13 protein-coding genes and 2 pseudogenes are annotated in these 18,712 nt (G+C 40.0%); 11 read left to right on the top strand and 4 right to left on the bottom strand.

What is annotated here, in order from left to right:
* Positions 1–284 precede the first annotated feature (284 nt).
* Positions 285–860, top strand: a pseudogene (locus ACLLO5_RS27070) (reverse transcriptase N-terminal domain-containing protein); the annotation flags it as partial.
* A 20-nt stretch (positions 861–880) separates the two neighbouring features.
* Here the strand turns inward: ACLLO5_RS27070 and ACLLO5_RS27065 are convergent.
* The gene (locus ACLLO5_RS27065; RefSeq protein WP_413171898.1) at positions 881–2,926 is read right to left on the bottom strand and encodes a recombinase family protein; all 2,046 of its coding nucleotides are present in this window, start codon (positions 2,924–2,926) and stop codon (positions 881–883) included.
* Between the two features lie 383 nt (positions 2,927–3,309).
* Between ACLLO5_RS27065 and ACLLO5_RS27060 the strand changes: the two are divergent.
* The 9 genes and pseudogenes from ACLLO5_RS27060 to ACLLO5_RS27020 all read left to right on the top strand — a co-directional run.
* A pseudogene (locus ACLLO5_RS27060) lies at positions 3,310–4,251 on the top strand (group II intron reverse transcriptase); the annotation flags it as partial.
* Positions 4,252–4,594: 343 nt separating this feature from the next.
* Positions 4,595–5,317, top strand: a complete 723-nt coding sequence (locus ACLLO5_RS27055) for a hypothetical protein (RefSeq protein WP_413176263.1) — start codon at positions 4,595–4,597, stop codon at positions 5,315–5,317.
* Positions 5,318–5,722: 405 nt separating this feature from the next.
* The gene (locus tag ACLLO5_RS27050) at positions 5,723–9,670 is read left to right on the top strand and encodes a PriCT-2 domain-containing protein (RefSeq protein WP_413176262.1); all 3,948 of its coding nucleotides are present in this window, start codon (positions 5,723–5,725) and stop codon (positions 9,668–9,670) included.
* Positions 9,671–9,931: 261 nt separating this feature from the next.
* On the top strand, positions 9,932–11,425 hold the full coding sequence (gene glpK, locus ACLLO5_RS27045; protein WP_413176261.1) for a glycerol kinase GlpK: 1,494 nt from the start codon (positions 9,932–9,934) through the stop codon (positions 11,423–11,425).
* Between the two features lie 111 nt (positions 11,426–11,536).
* A complete protein-coding gene (locus ACLLO5_RS27040) occupies positions 11,537–11,800 on the top strand; it encodes a hypothetical protein (RefSeq protein ID WP_413176260.1) in 264 nt (87 codons plus the stop codon).
* A 12-nt stretch (positions 11,801–11,812) separates the two neighbouring features.
* On the top strand, positions 11,813–12,193 hold the full coding sequence (locus tag ACLLO5_RS27035) for a PIN domain-containing protein (RefSeq protein WP_413176259.1): 381 nt from the start codon (positions 11,813–11,815) through the stop codon (positions 12,191–12,193).
* 80 nt (positions 12,194–12,273) lie between these two features.
* Positions 12,274–13,275 carry a hypothetical protein gene (locus ACLLO5_RS27030; RefSeq protein WP_413176258.1) on the top strand — a complete coding sequence of 334 codons (1,002 nt, stop codon included), beginning with the start codon at positions 12,274–12,276 and terminating at the stop codon, positions 13,273–13,275.
* Between the two features lie 608 nt (positions 13,276–13,883).
* Positions 13,884–14,108: a DUF433 domain-containing protein gene (locus tag ACLLO5_RS27025; RefSeq protein WP_323362759.1), complete on the top strand. Its 225-nt coding sequence runs from the start codon at positions 13,884–13,886 to the stop codon at positions 14,106–14,108.
* Positions 14,105–14,437 carry a DUF5615 family PIN-like protein gene (locus ACLLO5_RS27020; protein WP_413176257.1) on the top strand — a complete coding sequence of 111 codons (333 nt, stop codon included), beginning with the start codon at positions 14,105–14,107 and terminating at the stop codon, positions 14,435–14,437. Before ACLLO5_RS27025 ends, ACLLO5_RS27020 begins: the two co-directional genes overlap by 4 nt.
* A gap of 61 nt (positions 14,438–14,498) precedes the next feature.
* Here the strand turns inward: ACLLO5_RS27020 and ACLLO5_RS27015 are convergent, their stop codons facing one another.
* The 3 genes from ACLLO5_RS27015 to ACLLO5_RS27005 all read right to left on the bottom strand — a co-directional run bounded on the left by ACLLO5_RS27015 (position 14,499) and on the right by ACLLO5_RS27005 (position 17,502).
* A complete protein-coding gene (locus ACLLO5_RS27015; RefSeq protein WP_413176256.1) occupies positions 14,499–16,037 on the bottom strand; it encodes a phytoene desaturase family protein in 1,539 nt (512 codons plus the stop codon).
* Between the two features lie 499 nt (positions 16,038–16,536).
* The gene (locus tag ACLLO5_RS27010) at positions 16,537–17,157 is read right to left on the bottom strand and encodes a hypothetical protein (protein WP_413176255.1); all 621 of its coding nucleotides are present in this window, start codon (positions 17,155–17,157) and stop codon (positions 16,537–16,539) included.
* Between the two features lie 63 nt (positions 17,158–17,220).
* Positions 17,221–17,502: a hypothetical protein gene (locus tag ACLLO5_RS27005; protein ID WP_413176254.1), complete on the bottom strand. Its 282-nt coding sequence runs from the start codon at positions 17,500–17,502 to the stop codon at positions 17,221–17,223.
* 408 nt (positions 17,503–17,910) lie between these two features.
* On the opposite strand from ACLLO5_RS27005, the gene ACLLO5_RS27000 reads away from it, so the two are divergent.
* Positions 17,911–18,477 (top strand): siphovirus Gp157 family protein, encoded by a 567-nt coding sequence (locus ACLLO5_RS27000; protein ID WP_413176253.1) that lies wholly within the window; start codon positions 17,911–17,913, stop codon positions 18,475–18,477.
* The last annotated feature ends 235 nt before the right edge of the window (positions 18,478–18,712 follow it).

Genomic DNA, 18,712 nt, shown 5'->3' with positions numbered 1-18,712 from the left:
CCTACCCAAAAGCAGGACACAACATACAAGACCTGACTTTATTGGAGCCAAATCCCGCCGCATTTTTAGAGTGATAGCGGCAAGAGTCTAGGGATTCCAATGGTTGAATTGGCTACACCTAACGGAACGAATAATCTTACCGAGGGAACGAATAAAAACGTCTTGAAGGTCTAGGGAAGGTCGAAACCCAAGTAGGCTGGACGAGCAGCGGAACCCCTTCAAGACGGGTAGGACAGACCGTAATTGGTCTGAGGTGTTCAGAGTACACATAACTGGAGCAGAGAATGATTAGACACAGTAGCAATGCTAGTGAATCTTGGAAGAAGTTACCTTGGAAGAAATTCCGCCGTAACTTATTCCGCCTACAAAAGCGCGTGTACAAAGCCATTCAAGTTGGAGACAAGCGAAAAGCAAAGTCCCTTCAAAGGCTGATACTGAAATCCACCGCAGCGAGATTACTGGCAATTCGTCAAGTAACACAGCTAAATGCTGGGAAAAAGACAGCAGGAGTTGATGGCAAAGCATCGCTCACTTTCGAGCAAAGGTTTGAACTGAGTGAGGAACTCAAAACCAACAGCAATAATTGGCATCATCAACAATTACGGGAGATTCCCATCCCCAAAAAGGACGGGAAAACCCGTATCCTCAAAGTCCCTACCATTGCAGATAGGGCTTGGCAATGCCTAGCCAAATACGCATTAGAACCAGCACATGAAGCAACATTCCACTCTAGGAATTATGGGTTTAGACCAGGACGTTCAGCGCACGACGCTCAAAAACTCCTGTTCATAAACCTGAACTCCCATGCTAAAGGAATAAATAAACGAGTCATCGAACTCGATATCGAGAAATGCTTTGATTGGGCATCTTGATACTCCTATCAAAAACGTAAGTTGTAGATTTGTCCAGCCTTTAGCTGTTGGAGTTGTTGCAACGTCTCAGGCAAGTCTGGGAACAGATAAAGCCCTGTTGTTTCATCTCTGCTAATAGCGATCGCTCCCTTACGAATACGATCATAAATCCAGTGTGGTGGAACTGCCAAAACTGTGGCAACTTGGGGAATCGTCAGATAGCCAGAAATTTGACGAGGATGAGACTGGCTATGATTTTGAAAAATGCGATGTTTGAGCCGGATAGTTTTGACTGTACTGGGTAAGAGAGTTTTGCGTAGCGGTGAACGATAACCTTGGACTGTCAATTGTTGAGCAATGATTTGGTCGTCGAAACCTTCTTGGCTAAGGGAAATAATTTGAGTTTCCAGTTCATGAGCATTTGTGAGTTCAGCAAGCGAACCAACTGGAATCGGAAGATCAATAGTAGTAGTGTCACCACCTTTCCAAACAATACGAGTACGAACTTGGTCGCGGACAACACGATGAATAACAACTTTATCAATGAGGCAACGGAGCAGAGATTTCTTTTGAACTTGGGTCAAAACACCACTGTGCCATAGTTGAGGGAGTGTTTGCCCAATGGCAGTAAAGGTAGCTTTGAGTTCTTTTGGTAGTAAGGTGACTTTGGGAGTATGTTGGTGTTGAGCATCAGCAATCTCTGCTAGTTTCAATTCACGTAAAGAGTTTTCCCAACGTTGTTCCAGTTCTGCTGCCACCAATCGGTTATCTGGATCAACCCGATTAAATTGGCGTTCAGCTAGTGCTACTTGATAGCGCAAGCGTTCAATTTGTTGGCAATGCGCTCGTTTTACTGAATCTTCAGTTTGTTGTTGAGCTTTGACAGCCTGTTGGTAAGCATCTAGCTCCACTGGCGACAGAGCTTCAAAAAATGCATTGACGACATACTCATCAATTGTATCAGCTGGAATATACTGGCAAACAGGCACGCCATACTGTTGACGAAGGAAGTTACAGATATAGCGAGTGGACATTTTGTACTGTACAACCATCTTGTGACCACATTCACCGCAATAAACTAGCCCATGCAGTAATGCTGCACCAGGGCGAGGAATACCACGGGTTTTATTACGGTCATACTCAGCATAATTGTTCATTAGCTGGGATTGATTTTGCTCGTAAGTCTGCCAACTGATGTAAGCCGGATACACATCGTTGACTCGAATTTTCCATTCCTCCATCGGTAGATGCTTTTGCTGAGAGAGATTTGAACCAGAGCCACTTTTGAGTGTGCGTGTACGTCCATACACAAATGCACCAGCATAGGCAGGGTTTTTCAGGATTGAGATAATACTTGCCACACTCGGCTTGTGCCAGATAATATCCCCAAATCTGTCCCGTCGCGGAAGCAATAGCCCCTGCTCATTGAACATCCGCAACACCTTGGCAGCAGACTTGACCCGCCCAAAAGTTTGAAATACTAAGTCAATCCGGTCTACAACCTCACGATTCGGCTCTTTCTCCACAACACCTAGTTCATTACGAACCAAACCAACAGGTAAGGTCAGCGCCAGTTCACCTCTTTGGGCTTTACTGAGAATTCCAGCGGTTAAACGCGCCCGAATGGTATGTAATTCTACCTCTGAGATTTGTCCTTTGAGTCCTAATAACAATCGACCATTGGCACTGCCTGGATCATAAACCCCATCTCTGTCAGCAATCAAACAACCTCTGTATCCGCACAAGTCCAGCAGAGGATACCAATCTGAGCAATTACGTGACAAGCGAGTAACATCATAAGAGAGGATAATTCCTACCAATCCCAACGTTACCTGAGCTAACATTTCTTTAAAACCTGGTCGCTGTTCAGCACTTGCTGCGGTAGTTCCTAAATCACTGTCAATCACTTCAATGTTATTATCCGACCAGCCTAGTTCGCTCGCTCTTTGACGCAAGGCATATTGTAGGCGCAGGCTCTCCTGGTTGCTGACTAATTGATGTGGGGTAGACTGACGAATATAGATTATGGCTTTGCGGTTCAGGTGTTGGAGTGTCACCAGTTCTGAGGTACTCATAAATTACCTCCTCAAAGACGGTTTGGAGTTCGTTGATGATGACTTCTTGGAGCGCCGGGGTGAGGCGACCCCAGATTTCACAGGGTTTGATTGACATAAAACCTCACATTCTTTCACTAAGTTGACCAACTCAGTTACACTCTCTAATGTGAGCTTAGTACATAAATATTCTTTTGGGATGGCTAGTTGGGTTGCCGATAGAGGAATGCGTAATCGCATATGACCCTGATAAGCCACTACCACATGACCATTACCATTTGGCGGGTTTGATATAGATATCACTGCAAACCTTCGTCCAAATAGTGGGTGCATTACATCAGTAATTTCGATTTGGGTTAAGTCTTCTGATGGGTTCTTGAGATGGGCATTAAGTAATGGGTTCGTTCGACAGAATAAACCACTCAGCCATTATGGAACGACTCATTGCCCCATCAGGTATCAAAATCGGAATCTTCCGATGCCTTAAAGCCGGAGTTAACCCAGAATACCCCGAACAGGGAACCCCCCAAGGGGGAGTGGTGAGTCCCCTATTAGCTAATATCGCGCTCAACGGGATAGAAAACATACACCAATCAGTCCGTTACGCGGACGATATGGTTATTATACTTAAGCCCGAAGATAACGCCGAAGAAATACTTGACAAAATCAGCCGATTCCTCGCCAAACGTGGGATGAACGTTAGCCAGAAGAAGACTAAGCTGACTGCCTCGACAGATGGGTTTGATTTCCTTGGCTGGCACTTTAAAGTGCAAAGCAACGGAAAGTTTAGATGTGTCCCTTCAGTGGACAACTTCAAAACATTTCGCCAGAAAGTAAAACGCATTGTCAACAACTCGAATTATGGTGCTACCACAAAGGCTGAGAAATTAGCCCCGGTAGTTAGAGGTTGGAGGAATTACCACCGCTTCTGCAAGATGGACGGGTCGCGTAACTCGCTATACCACATCCAACACAGAGCTTTCAAGGTATTCAACAAGGAAACTAAGCAGAATCGCTACACCAGTAAGCAATTACTAGATAAGGCGTTTCCATCAGTTCCTTACTCCGAAAATAAATATATCAATGTCAAAGGTGAGAAATCACCCTACGACGGAGATTTGAGTTACTGGAGCGAGCGTAACAGTAAGCTCTATGACAACGATACCTCTAAAGCCCTCAAACGGCAAAACCATAAATGTGGTCATTGTGGATTAAAAATGCTCAGTGATGAGAAGGTACATCTTCATCATGTTGATGGAAACCACAAAAATGGTAAATCTAAAAACCTTCTAGCCATTCATGAAAGCTGCCACGATTATATTCATATCAGCAAACGCGAAAGCTAAGAACATCGGGAGCCGTGTACACGGAAACGGGTACGCACGGATCTAACAGAGAGGAGCAGGGAATAATATCCCTCCTCGACTCTACCAATGTATGCAGAGCAATTTACTACTTTACAAAACTTTACGTCGTGATAATTTTTGCGCGTATCTTTTCTTTGCCATATTTATGGCAGCAAGCATTAGAGATTATTCGTTTAAGCAAAATTCTATTGATAGATTAATCTCTTGTTTAAACACGTTGATTTTGTTAAACATTAAATAACCAATAGTTCAAAATGCCATATTAGGCATTAGTATTTGGAAAGGAAGTGTCAATTTCACACCATTAATTCTTAAAGTTGTAATGTTGACAGTGAAAGACCCACCAACCGATTTTCAGCTACCGCCGCATAACGAAGCGGCTTTAGAGGGACTTAGGGAAGCAAAAAACGTTGACTCCACTGTTGCTCTAGCCGCTAGTGGTTCAGCAATTGCTACAAGCACAATTAGCCCAGCTGGCTGGTTGCTTTTTGGTTTGGCTTACAAGCCATTGGTCAGGGTGGAAAAGATTGCGCGGTTAGAAAAATTAACAACCGTACTGTTAGAGGAGTTTAAAGACAAGGGAATACAAGTTTTTCCAGTCATTCAGATTGAGGACAAGAACCCTATCGACTTGTTTATCAGGTTCCCACGCAAAACTCACCTGTTTATCTCCATTCGTTCACGGGGAGATAGAGATGTTGTTTACAACGAAAGCAGAGAAGCTTTGCAAATTAGAAGAAAAGATAAGCATGGCCTAAAGGTATGGACACCCTGCCCTCTAGTTGAGTTGGCAGATTATGAAAAGTGGCTTGACAAAAATAGAGCCTTATTTGGGATGTCCTCCCGTGAAGCTCAAAAGACTCCCACAGCCAAAGTTTTAGTTTTATGGCCTCCTACCAAAGCAGTGGAAAGTCACAAAGACCATCTTTACACTGAAGTAGGAAATATGAAAATTCTAGCTCTTAGGAGAAAAGGCACTGCGTTTGTGATTCAAAAAGAAGAAATAACCGAGTTTATTACAGCTTGGTTAGCAAAATACGAATAGATTAAAAGGCGAAAACCCCACGTCCCGGTGGGACAACGAGGTTTTCAAAATACATTCCATCATGGAATTGGAGCGGGGTATTGGGTATCGAGCCTAATTTAAATATCCCTGTTAGTTATCTTATCTCAAAAAGTTGAGATGTAAAACCAGGAGAACACTGATTTTACAAACAAATAGAACTTACGCAAAATTAACGTGTATTTGTTATTGCTACCACCTTCGGTAAGCATAGCCATCACAATATCAAACGGATATTTTTTATACGTCGTGCGTAAGTCCTAGTAAAGCAACATTTCAGGAATTTTATCCTCTTATCTTCCTGAGTATGTGTGTAAAAGATTACTAATACAGGATAACTCCAATAGCTCCAATTCCTCCAACACAATTACTGGAGGATTGGCTATCATGTCACAGCAAGAATTCCACAACTCATCTGCACCGCAACAATCAACAGAGTCACAGCATTTTGATAACCAAGCTGAACCGGAAAATTTAGCAGATAAACAGGATCAATTTACCACTGAGATCAAACAACAGCTAGAGCCAAAAAACCAAAACACTCAACAGGCTCAATTTACACCACGGTTAGAACCAGAGCCTATCCAGAACGACAAAATCAGATTTGCTTTTAACGCCACTGGTAAAGATAAAGACTGGGATTTTCGCAAACTAGCAGCCAACTTCCAAGATACAAAAGGCACAATTTGGGACATTATCAGCCATGTAAGAGCAGGACACGCCTTATGTGCTGGTTTACTTGGTGGGCAATGGCGAAGTAAAGCCAATATTATTGGTTCTCAATGGGTACTACTAGATATTGACAACTCCGCAACTTGGAAAGATGAAAATAGTAATCCACTTGATGAAAATGGCAGACCGATCAAGATTAATAACGCTTGGGTAGACATTAACGGCAACATCATTGAAAAATCAGATGGTAGACAAGCAAAGAAAATCTATCAACATCAACTAAATTTAGACGAAGCAATAGAACACCCATTCATCAAACAATACTGCGCGTTAATCTACACCACAGCCAGCCATCAACCAGATTGGCATAAATTCCGCTTAATATTCGTACTACCTGAATACGTTCAGGGTGCAGAAACCGTAGAAGTGCTAACACGGTACTTAATGAAACACCTGCCCCATGACCCCGCTTGTAAAGATGCTTCACGGGTGTTTTATGGGTCAACTGAGGCAACTTTTCCACTGATCAACCCTAACGCTAGATTACCCCAATCTTGGATAGATGAAGCTGTCACCACCGCTTACCAAGAAAAAATTGAGTACGAAAAACGCATAGCTGAAATTACAACCCGTCGGATACAGTTTCAAGAGCGTGCAGAAGCTAACAACTGGGATATTGACCAGCTAATTCAACAAGCTTTAACTTACATTCCTTCCCGTAGTCCTGGTAGCAATAATTATCATGAGTGCTTACAGGTATTAATGGCACTCAATTCTCATTATGGACCTGTAGATGCAGAAATTATAGGAGAACAGTGGAGTCCATCAATTAAGGGAACGAGTTGGAATATTCGAGACAAAATTAAGAGTTTTCGCGGTCGTTCTGGTATCTCCATTGGTACGCTATTTCACATTGCTAAACAGTATGGATTTAGATTTCCAAAAATTGAAGGTACAACTTTTAATAGTAATTACCAGGATAACCAGTATAACAAATACCAAGTAAATAAATTCAGCAATTACCGAAGAAAAGAATTAAAAAATTCTCAAAATGCTGTATTCCATTACCAACAAGAAGAATTAAACAATTATCCAAGTGCTATATTCCAAGATTACCAACAAGAAGAGTTAAACAATTATCAAAGGGAGATATTTGAAGATTACCGCAGAAAACACTCCAGTAATAACCTACACCCCACCGTAACAGATCCCACAATCAGCAAAGAACAATGGCAAGCTAAATACGGTATAAAGAAAGACTTTCAAGAATTCCTGCTAACTTTAATCACTGTCACTAATAAAGCCAAACAGTTTATAGGTAACGTAATTTACCAACCAAAACCAACCATACTTTTACCAACCAATAACCTAGATGTTGATATCTGGTTTGAACCGAAGAATCGCACCCAGACTTACCTAGATGCTGCCAATTACGGTAAAAAATTCATCTTAGATTTATCACACGCAGGTGCTGGTAAATCTCACACTGTGGGTGAATTTATGCCAGAACAGTTGGGAGTCAATACACTTTTCTACCTCAGCAATGAACACCGTAATCCCACTGTAGCAACTATTGAACAATGGACAGACTTACCAGTACGTCACAACGGATTAGTAGCAGATGGTAACAAACTTACACCATTGGGCAACCCACAAATACACTGGCCTCAACTGGGGGAAGAACCCAATATTGAGGGAACTTGTCCCCTCACAGATTTTTTTAATGCTCTTGCAAGCAAAGGATACAAAAAAGAAACATCCGCAGAAGCAAGCCTTAACCCCATCTGTAACGGTTGTAAACTGAGGGCTAATTGTGCGGGTAGAGATGCTGCTGGTAATGTCCTCCCGAAAGTCAATGGTGCTACCTTCCGACGTGATAGAAGGGATGCACTAGCATCTCAGCGGATTCGTGCCAATATCAACTCCTTACCCCAAGCTACAGATATCATTGCTATGAAGTCAGGTGCTTTTGTTGACGAAGCTTCTAGACAACTACAACCAGTTGACTTTATTAAGGTTAGTTTACGAGATTTTGACTCTTCGATGATGGAGGTGCAAACCAAGTTACCCGCAGTGTATGACAAAATTAGAAGTTTAGTTCTACCACTGCGGGTACTGCTAACTGGTGAAATTCCCCCTGTTGAGGAAACATATCATGGGTACAATGATGAGTTAATCAGAGCTTTATTAGGGGCAATTCCCACAGCTTTACCGGAAATCATTGCTGAACTGGAAACTATTGCTCCAGATATTGAGGAATTGGTACAGCAGGCTGATAGTATTACATTAGATGGGGTTGATAAATGCGATCGCAATTCTTTCAGCAGAAAAACTTTAAAGTTTATCCGTAGTCACCTCAATAAACAAGCTGCTCAAGAGACTTACAGGAATATCGACAGTTTACCTGTGAGATGGTTGATTCCCCTTCTAGAAGTTATCGGAGACATTGAACCAGGGGCTTTACGGGTTAAAAACAAACATTTAATTATTGCTACTAAAAACAGCCGTCAAGTTGATGTCCTCAAAGCTTTTGAGTTTGTTTTCTTGATGGACGCTACTGCTAACCGTGACAATGTGGCTATGCAGTTGGGGATTAATCCAGAGGAAATACTGGTGATTTCGGAAATCCCACCAGATTATAGTAATCTGACTATTCACCAAATTACGGGCTTTGGGTTGCTGAATAAAGACCGAGGTCACAAATTAAAGGAACGAATTGCAGCATTGCGTGAAGAATTAAATCAGCGTCATGATGGCAATATTGCTTACATAGACCACTTGGCACATAAAAACAAGGGTGATGGACACTGGTTTGCTGATAATCGCGGCAGTAATGCCTATCAAGATAAGCAAGCGGTTTGCAGTTTTGGCACTCCTTATCAGGATATTGGAGCATCTGGACAAGTTTATATAACTTTAACAGGAGATAAAAATGTTAGTAAAGAAAATAAGGCTTTTCAAAATGTAATTAACCATTTGGTTCAGACTGAAGTTGTTCAATGTGCAGGTCGAACTAGAGCTAATCGCAGAATGGAGGAGGTTACTTTTTATGCGGTTAGTGACAAAGATTTGTCCTATTTAGCGGATTACTACCCTAATGCTAGGTTTATTAAATCTGATGCTTTTGATATTTGTCCAGGAGCAGGTACTGAGATACAACAGACACGTAAGGGTATATTAACAGGTTTCAAGTTGCTGGTAGCAGATGGGGTGACAGATTGGCAGAAAGTTACGCAAGAGGTGCTAGGTAAAGCCTCTGGTATTTCTCAAGAATGGGTTAGTAGGATTGCTAAGAAGTATTTTGGGGGGTGGAATAGTTTTAGAAAATTATTACTACTCCTATATAACTCTCTATATAGGGTTAGTAATAATTCTCTAGAGATTTTGACTAAGGAACAGCAGTGGTTTATTGATGAGTATTTACCTCTGTTGCAGCAGGATAGGGAAGCTGGTTATGAATCTGCGGATTTGGTGATTGAACATTTGATTACTTTTAGTGAACATCTTGGTTGGCAAGGGTTTTCTCAGGCTGTGAATACAGCTACGATGGAAGTTAAAGCTTTTTTAATGGATTGTCTGATATCTGTTTTGCCGAAGGATGTTCATGATCACGTTAAGCGTAATTTGGTTTTGTACTTGGCTAAAGTAGAACCTGAATATTGAATTTATACTTAGATTTACTGATTTTTTATAGTTGGAGTCAAGCAATGCAATATTGCGATATGGCTTGCTGCTTTTTTTAGGAGTAGGAGTAATTTCTTTTTGTCAACAATATTTGTCTTAAACCCCGTCCAAGTTGAAACCTATAGTTTTTTCTAAGGCAAAAACTCAAGTTTTCAAGATGGATGGGGTATAGTATATGACTGGTATTCACATAGCGAAAATTTTGTGACACTAATGTGCATAGCCAAGTAACATAAACCCATGACCAAATACGTCGCTGCAATTGACCAAGGAACGACCAGCACCCGCTTCATCATCTTCGACAAGCAGGGTAAAATTGTCAGCTATGCCCAAAAAGAACATCAGCAGATTTACCCCCAACCGGGTTGGGTAGAACACGACCCCAAAGAAATTTGGTCATGTACTCAGACTGTAATTAAAGATGCCTTAGAGCAGAGTAATATTACTGTTGCTGAGATAACAGCGATTGGCATTACGAATCAGCGGGAAACAGTAGTAGTTTGGGATAAGCAAACAGGCGAACCTTACTACAATGCCATTGTCTGGCAAGATACCAGAACTGATTATATTTGTAATCAACTAGCAGCAGATGGTGGGATAGACCGTTTTCGCGCCACGACAGGTTTACCACTGGCTACCTATTTCAGCGCCCCCAAAATTAAGTGGTTACTGGAAAACATACCAGGATTAAAAGCCGCAGCCGAGAATGGTAATGCTCTTTTTGGCACAATTGACACCTTTTTGATTTGGCATTTAACAGGTGGTACAGAAGGCGGTTTGCATATCACTGATGTTACCAATGCCAGTCGTACCTTGCTGATGAATTTGAATTCTCTGGACTGGGAACCGGAAATTTTGGATATTATGGGCATTCCCCGGCAAATGTTGCCAGAAATTCGCCCTTCATCAGTTATCTATGGCAAAGCTACAAGTATTTTGGCAGGAGTTCCTATTGCTGCTGATTTAGGTGATCAACAAGCCGCATTAATTGGACAAACTTGTTTTCAGGTAGGTGAAGCCAAAAATACTTATGGTACAGGTTGCTTTATGCTGCTGAATACAGGCCAGCAAAAGGTGATTTCCCAACATGGTTTATTGACAACGGTAGCTTATAAGTTGGGTGATGCTCCGGCGGTTTATGCTTTGGAGGGGAGTATAGCTATTGCTGGTGCTTTGGTTCAATGGTTGCGTAACAATTTGGGATTAATTCAAAGCAGTGCAGAGGTAGAAGCTTTAGCCAGTACAGTTACAGATAATGGTGGTGTTTATTTTGTCCCTGCATTTTCTGGGTTATTTGCTCCCTATTGGCGCAATGATGCTAGGGGTGCAATTGTGGGTATGACTAGCTACACCAATAAAGGTCATATTGCCCGTGCGGTGTTGGAAGCTACAGCATGGCAGACTCGTGAAGTTTTGGATGCGATGAGAGAAGACGCGCAGGTAAATTTAACTGCTTTGAAGGTAGATGGTGGCATGGTGTACAACAACCTGTTGATGCAATTTCAAAGTGATGTGTTAGGTGTGCCTGTGATTCGTCCCCAGGTATCAGAAACTACTGCTTTAGGGGCAGCTTATGCTGCTGGGTTAGCGACTGGTTTCTGGAGTAGTTTAGAGGAGTTGTCTGAGAATTGGCTTTTAGATCAGACTTGGGAAGCGAAGATGGATGTTGTGGAGAGGGAAGGTTGTTATCGGTTGTGGAAGAAGGCGGTTAGTAGGACTTTTGATTGGGTATAATCAATAAAAATAAAACTTACAATACGTAAATTTATACTTTTTACGGGATATGCCTTGATATAATTTGCTTGAGGAATAAAGTGAAATTCTATTCAATAGAATCAGCGCAAAATGAATATTAACTTGAACCTACCACCCGAACTAGAAACCGAACTTCACACTGAAGCTTCTCAACTGAATTTACCGTTATATGAATATATTTTACATATTTTATCTACCAGAAAAGTTGTAGATAATTTACCTAAAACTGGAGCAGAACTTGTTAAATATTGGGAAGATGAAGGTGTAATTAATTCACGTCCTGATATTATTACTGATAGTCAAGCTTATGCTCGTGAGTTACGTCATCAGGCTGAAACACGGGAGCGAGGATAGGTAAATTTTATCATGTACTTGTTAGATACAGATATTTTGATTGATATTCAGCGTGGTCATGCTCCTGCAATTGCTTGGTTTGCAAGCCTTCCAGAAATACCGAGCGTTCCTGGCTTTGTGGTTATGGAACTCATTCAAAATGCTCAAAATAGCCAACGGTTGCGCGATACTCTCAAGCTGGTTGCTCCTCTACCTGTAATTTGGCCTACTGAAGTTGATTGTGCTGTGGCTCTATCTAATTTTACCACCTATCACTTATCTGATAATTTAGGGTTACTGGATGCTTTGATTGGTGCTTGTGCTGTCGGTAGAGGTGCTACTCTCTGTACTTTTAACATCAAGCATTACAGGGTTATACCAAATCTTACTACAGCACAACCTTATAAAAGGTGAAATAAAAATTAAAGAATCAGATTTGATTGAAAAATTTAGTATGTTGTAACAGAATTATCTCAAAGACTTGAAATACCTATATGAATCCAATTTCTATGCAACCGCCTAAAATTTCAGTTCTAGGTCCTTATGAGGTAAAATGTTTTTGCAAATACTTTAAAGGTATAGACATACTTTTGGCTAAGAGGTTTTCATGTGGCTTTGTACCGCATGAGGAACATTTAACTTTAATATTATGTGAATTACTTGATGAACGGGCATCAAAATTACATTTACTTCCATATAGTTTGTCGGATCTGAATAATGATCTTAGAAAAAATGGTGGTCTTTTACAAAGTGATGTTTCTATATCAACAACTGATTACAATAAGACTCAAGAGGGTCACACAACATATTCAGATATTGGGATTGTTCTTACATATCAAGATTATATTGAACCAAATAATAATTTTCAAAAGGGTATCTTACTCCAAGCGAAGAAATTATTTCCGACTAGTTTTGGCTATGATCTAAGTTCAGTTTATGAATCTTTCGATATAGCACAGCATCAGAAACTTGAGAATTTGAATAAGTCTTATGTGGAGAAAGGTTGTGGAAATGAGTGCATAAAATACTTGATGTATAATCCTTGTCTAGAAGCACTTCCAAAGCGTGAACAACAAATGGTATTGCACCAACAGATGAGACTAGATGCAACCTCTATATTTGACTATACTATTGGTTTGCAAAGATATAGAGAGCTTATTGAGGGAGAGCAATCTTCAATTCTTAATTTGGGATGTCTTTTGACTTCTATTGATAACATACATGAGCTTGCTGCAAAAGCAGCTAAGGCTAGCAGAACAAATAAAACTTTATATAAGTTTACGCTAGAATCACTTATTGAGTCTATAAATGTTTACGAAAGTTCGCTGTCTTGGTTTTTTGTATTTGATCTGATGATGAGGGGAGTGGGTTGCTCATGTCAAGACTTTATTCAATTAGTACGTTATGGCGAGAATACAGGTATGGCAAGACTATTAGAAATCACACCACCGAAGTATTGTATAGAACTAACGATTACTGCTGGCAGTGAGCAATAATTTTCATATTTTGCATAATTGAACAACTAGAATTAATCAGCCAGATGAACTATAGAAAAGTTCATAAGAAATTATGTAGGCTGGGATGTGCGTAAATTACCAGAATTACTTAGACGAATTGTGTTATCATGTTCTAGTAATTTCACTATAAATACTCAGAGTGTATTAATAGCATACTAGATAAGTAAGTAATTACATGATTAAAAAACAAATGAGGTGATAAGCATGACATACAAATGTTTATGTGGTAAAACAATCAGAAAAACAGGAGAAATTCAATGTTCTGCTTGTAGAAAAAATAGCAATTTAAGTACACAAATGAAAATACCAAAAGTTTTCAACTATTCTTCTCCAGCTAGAACTTGTTTATGTGGCAAGAAAATTAGGGATAATATTCAGATTTTCTGTTCTGTATGTCGTAAAAAACGAGGTTATTAGTCAGAAGATGCGATCGCTCTTTCCCCTTTTGCTAATAAACGATCGCTATCTATAATACAAAAAGTCCCAAATCTTAAACCAGCCCCCACCAATCTTCTTAATAGCACAATTACTACCCCCTAAATTATCCTACAATTATATAGACCAAAGATCAAAAAAAAGGCGAGATCATGAGTTATCAAGATATTATTACGATTGAACCTGGAAAACGCAGTGGAAAACCTTGCATTCGCGGAATGCGTATTACTGTGTACGACATTTTAGAATATTTAGCAGGTGGAATGACAGAAGCAGAAATTCTTGAAGATTTTTCAGAACTGACATCTGAAGATATTAAAGCTTGTCTTGCTTTTGCTGCTGACCGAGAGAAAAAGTTATTTGTTGCATCTCTATGAAACTGCTATTAGACGAGAATTTATCAGATCGGATTGTTGATAAAATTCTTGATTTGTATCCTGATTCTCAACACGTTAAAACTTTAGGACTTATAAATACTGATGATGCCATTATCTGGGAATTCGCCAAAATCAATAGTTTTGTGATTATTTCCAAAGATTCTGACTTTCATCAACGTAGTTTACTTTATGGTCATCCACCAAAATTTATTTATCTGCGTATTGGTAATAGTCCCACATCAAAGATTGTGCAGATTTTGAGAGATAATTTGGCCACAATTACCCAATTTGATAGTAGTGACACGGAAAGTATTTTAGTATTAACTTAATTATACTCCCAGATATTGGAGATTTATATTTTCTGATGTACAAATCATGCGTAAAGATATTTTAACCAAATGTCTCTGAAATATATTGTAAATGTTTCTGTACCGGAGCGATCGCATTAGCAACAATCATCCCACTAGCAGCCACAGCCGGCAACCCAATCCCCGGAAAAGTCGAATCTCCACAACACAACAACCCCGATAAAGGTGTATTACCACCAGGAAATAAACCCTTCCCTGCGGCTATAGCTGGTCCATAACTACCATGATGACGACGTAAAAATCGTCCATGAGTAAGGGGAGTACCCACCAAACTAACTTCGCAACGGGAACGAATATCAGGAATAATTCTTTCCAAAGCTTGCCACATCACCTCCGCACGTTCTTGTTTTAACAACGCATATTCTTCGCTATTGCGTTCCTTTCCTTGCCAAATAGCATAAGGTTCATTACCAGGAGTATAAACGTGAATCACGTGCTTACCCACTGGTGCTAAAGACGAGTCAAGAACTGAAGGAATAGATACAACTACCACATTTTGCGGTGCAGTTATGCCTTTGTCCCAGTCGTTAACTACAATGTAGTGAATACCCAGATTTTCAGGCAATCCTGCTGCATCAATACCTAAATGCAGGTGCATAAAACTATCACATTCAGGTATTGCTTGTTGCTTTTCTACATACCGTTTAGGGACAGCACCTTCAGGAATGAGTTTGAGAGTATCCCAAACAGAAGCATTAGAAACAACAGCTTTACTGGCTCGGATTTCTTGACCACTCCGCAGACGTACCCCGACAGCACGGTTATTTTCTACTAAAACTTGCTCCACATGAGCATTTAAAACCAACTTACCACCATGTTTATTCAACCCCTGTACCAGTGCATCAACCAATGCACCACTTCCTCCAATGGGATAATCTAACTGCACATGAGGACGATACCAATCTGCAAACATGAAAGCCACTTCTGCGGCTATTGTTCCATTTGCGGGTAATCCAGATAACAAAAAGCAAAGTAAATCTAACCAGTTGCGAATAAAAGGGTCTGTGATTACACCATCAATAATGTTAGAAAAAGACCCTGTTAATTTAATCACGTTAGCGGCCTGTTGCAGTAAAGCTGGGGCAAATTTACCTATAGTTAACACCGCACCTAAATCATAGCGCAAGGCAGAGGGTGGGAGAGCAGTGGCACTCTTACCCAAAGGTGTCATAATTTCCTGGAGTTTGCGCCATTGTGCTACAGCTTTATCTCCCCGCAGTTGTTGTAATATTTCACAGAACTGGTCAGCACCAACTTGAGCATCAAAGTAGCCTTCTGGTAAATAACAACCCCAGGTATCGTAATTGACGCAGGGTAAATCTTCGCCAATGGCATCTAAAACTTGACGTAAGGGATTAGGGGAAGGAGTGTAGGATAAACCAGAGTATAAAGAGGGTCCAGACTCAAATTTGTAGCCATTGCGTTCAAAAGCATGAGCTGCACCACCGGCGATGGAGTGGCTTTCTACTACTGTGACATCAATTCCATAGCGTGCCAAGAGTGCAGCGCAACTCAATCCGCCAATACCGCTACCAATTACGACTACTTCTGTGTTACTCATAAAGAATGCTTGATGACTGGGCTTTTTCAAAAATCATAGATAATAGATTTATTCTCAATTCTCGTCAACTTTGGTTAGCAGCAGGTTGGCTGGAAAAATTCAAATCATATAACGGTATGTAAGGTTGATTCAATCCGTTATTGTTGTTGAGTTTTAGCCATTTTATAAAAACCAATATATTTAAATTTTATAACACGAACCTACTTACAGCACTTTACTCAACTATCTGGTACAAAACGAAATCCTATAACCCTTGTCCCATAAACCTTTTGGATATTGAGGTGTGGTACTTTAAAAAGATTTGTGCTGTATACCATTTTTATATGAAGCTGCACAGAATGATTCTTGCATTGACAAGGTTTTCAGACTCTTAATTATATGCAACTTCATATTAGATTAGTATTACCTATTGATGATTCATGTCAGCAAGAATAAAAATTTTATCCATTTGAATGTGTTTTAATAAAAAATTACAATTTTACTTTTGTTATATCTGGCTTTATTTTAGCATTTTTGGCAGATAAGACTGACGATAATTATTCTTAGCCATCAGCCTAGCCTCACGCCTTGTCCAACATTTTTGTAAAGGTACATCAGCCAATCTTTGCAGCAGCATAAACACACTATTATCTCCTGTCAACTTAGCAATTGTTTGAGCGATTACCTTACAACAATTCCAAGGATGACGCACCACTTGAATTTCTGCAAACCTGATTACACCCCAATTCCGTTCCAAGAAAAATCGGTTACGAATTTTATCATCATCAACATCAATACAGTGGTGAGGTTTCCCTGTATTTCCAGTATAAGGTTCATCAATCTCTATATCGAGAGCTAACCCAGATGAGTGATGATAAAAGATAAAATCAGCCGAGTAGCGGAGAGCATAACCTGGAATTTCAAACTCAACCGCTTGACAAATCAAGTTTCCAGGAAAAGCCGCCAGTAAATGCCGAAAAAACTGCTTTTCACTCACGCCTTGCTTGGCTGTACTCTTATCATCTGGTAATGCCACGCATCCTTGAAACGAAGCTTTCAGATGCTTCTGTCCTTGATTACCACTCCTTAACTGCCTAGCTAACGGTGGATAAAGAATCAGGGGATAATAAGCAGTAGACATAACCAAATAACCACACCTTTTGTAAAATTTTACCAATTCAAAAGCAGTGGGATTAAGTAATAGTTAAAAACTATCCAATCTAATATCTTTCCAAATATCAGAAACCTGCCATCCCGTCTTGCCAACAGAGTGAACTATGGGATTATATCGTAAAGGAACATAATTAAGTTCTTGATAATTAGGTTCTTGATACTCTATCCCTAGTTTTGGCTGTTCCGCACCTGTTAGTTCTTCTATATTATTTACAAAATCAGGATTATTTGCAAAATCAACTTGCAAATCTGGTTCTTTAGTTTCTTTTTTTGTTTCTTGAACGAGCTTTTCAGATTTTTTGATGAGTTTCATATCTCTAGTTTTAATTCTTGATATTGACAAAATAACGAACAGAGGACACACAATTAACTTAAAAAAGTGGGATACAAACACAGATAAACCCCGTTCAACTTGAAACCTATAGCTTTTCTATAGCGCAAACTCAAGTTTTCAAGATGGATGGAGTTTAGATGCGCTACCGCGCTCAAATTGATGGCGTTATGCAACCCAAACAATGCAACAACTGAAAGTAATTGTAACACAAAGTGTAACCACACTTAAACCTAAGTTGACTGCCGTGACTGAGCAAAATAATCAAGTTACACAAAAGGTCATTTCCGATTTATGCCTCGATGCTAATTTAGATTCAGGCACGATAGCTATTCTAAACCAAATTGAAGCTGAACATAACTACTATCAAACTTGTGGCAGGTGGTAATCATGGTTTTATCACTCGCTCAACAATCTTTAGCAGGACTATCCCAAACTGCTGCTCATCTCTGGGAACAGTTAACCAATTGTCAGACTTCTGAAGAGGAAGCTGCTATCATCACCGCTATTTGGGAAACTCAAGAAGTACAATCTGAAGCTGTTGATATTCAAGCCGAATTGGCATTGCAATTAGATGCAGAAATAGCAGCTATTAAGCAACGACTAGAACATCTCAAAGCCGTGCATCAATCAGCACTATTAAGACTAGAACGCTGGCGACAGAAATTAGATGAAACGATTTTAGAACATAATGCCACAGGAATTATCCCTGAGCAAATAGTTGGTAATTCACTGCGGATCACAATTAAAGAAAATCCACCGAGTTGTGATGTACTTATAGATGCAGAAAAATTGCCTCTAAAATATCGCAGAGAAAAGACAGTTTACTCAGCAGATAAGAAAGCGATTATTGCTGCTTGGAAGAAAGGAATTCCTGTGGATGGTACTCATGTTGAACGTAAGCGTCGGGTTGTTTATGCTTTAACAGCAACAGCAATTCAAGACTTCAAAGATTAACTGTAAGTATTCAGCTATCAGTAATCAGTAAATGGCTACGCCACGCTACGCTAACAGCTATTCTCTAGAGAGAGACTGAGTTAATAATAAGAATGCTCTCATTTTGTAAAATTACACAGCGTGTTAATGAGAGCAATTTATCAATGGACAATTGATAATTGATGGTTTTCTTATTTCTTGCTGACTGCTGACTACTGACTACTGACTACTGACTGCTGAATGCTTACGATTCACT

The organism is Anabaena azotica SJ-1 (genome assembly GCF_047275885.1).
In the GTDB taxonomy this organism is placed as follows: Bacteria; Cyanobacteriota; Cyanobacteriia; order Cyanobacteriales; family Nostocaceae; genus Trichormus_B; species Trichormus_B azotica_A.
Note: the sequence above shows the minus strand (reverse complement) of the source record. Positions and strands in the feature narration are given on the sequence as shown.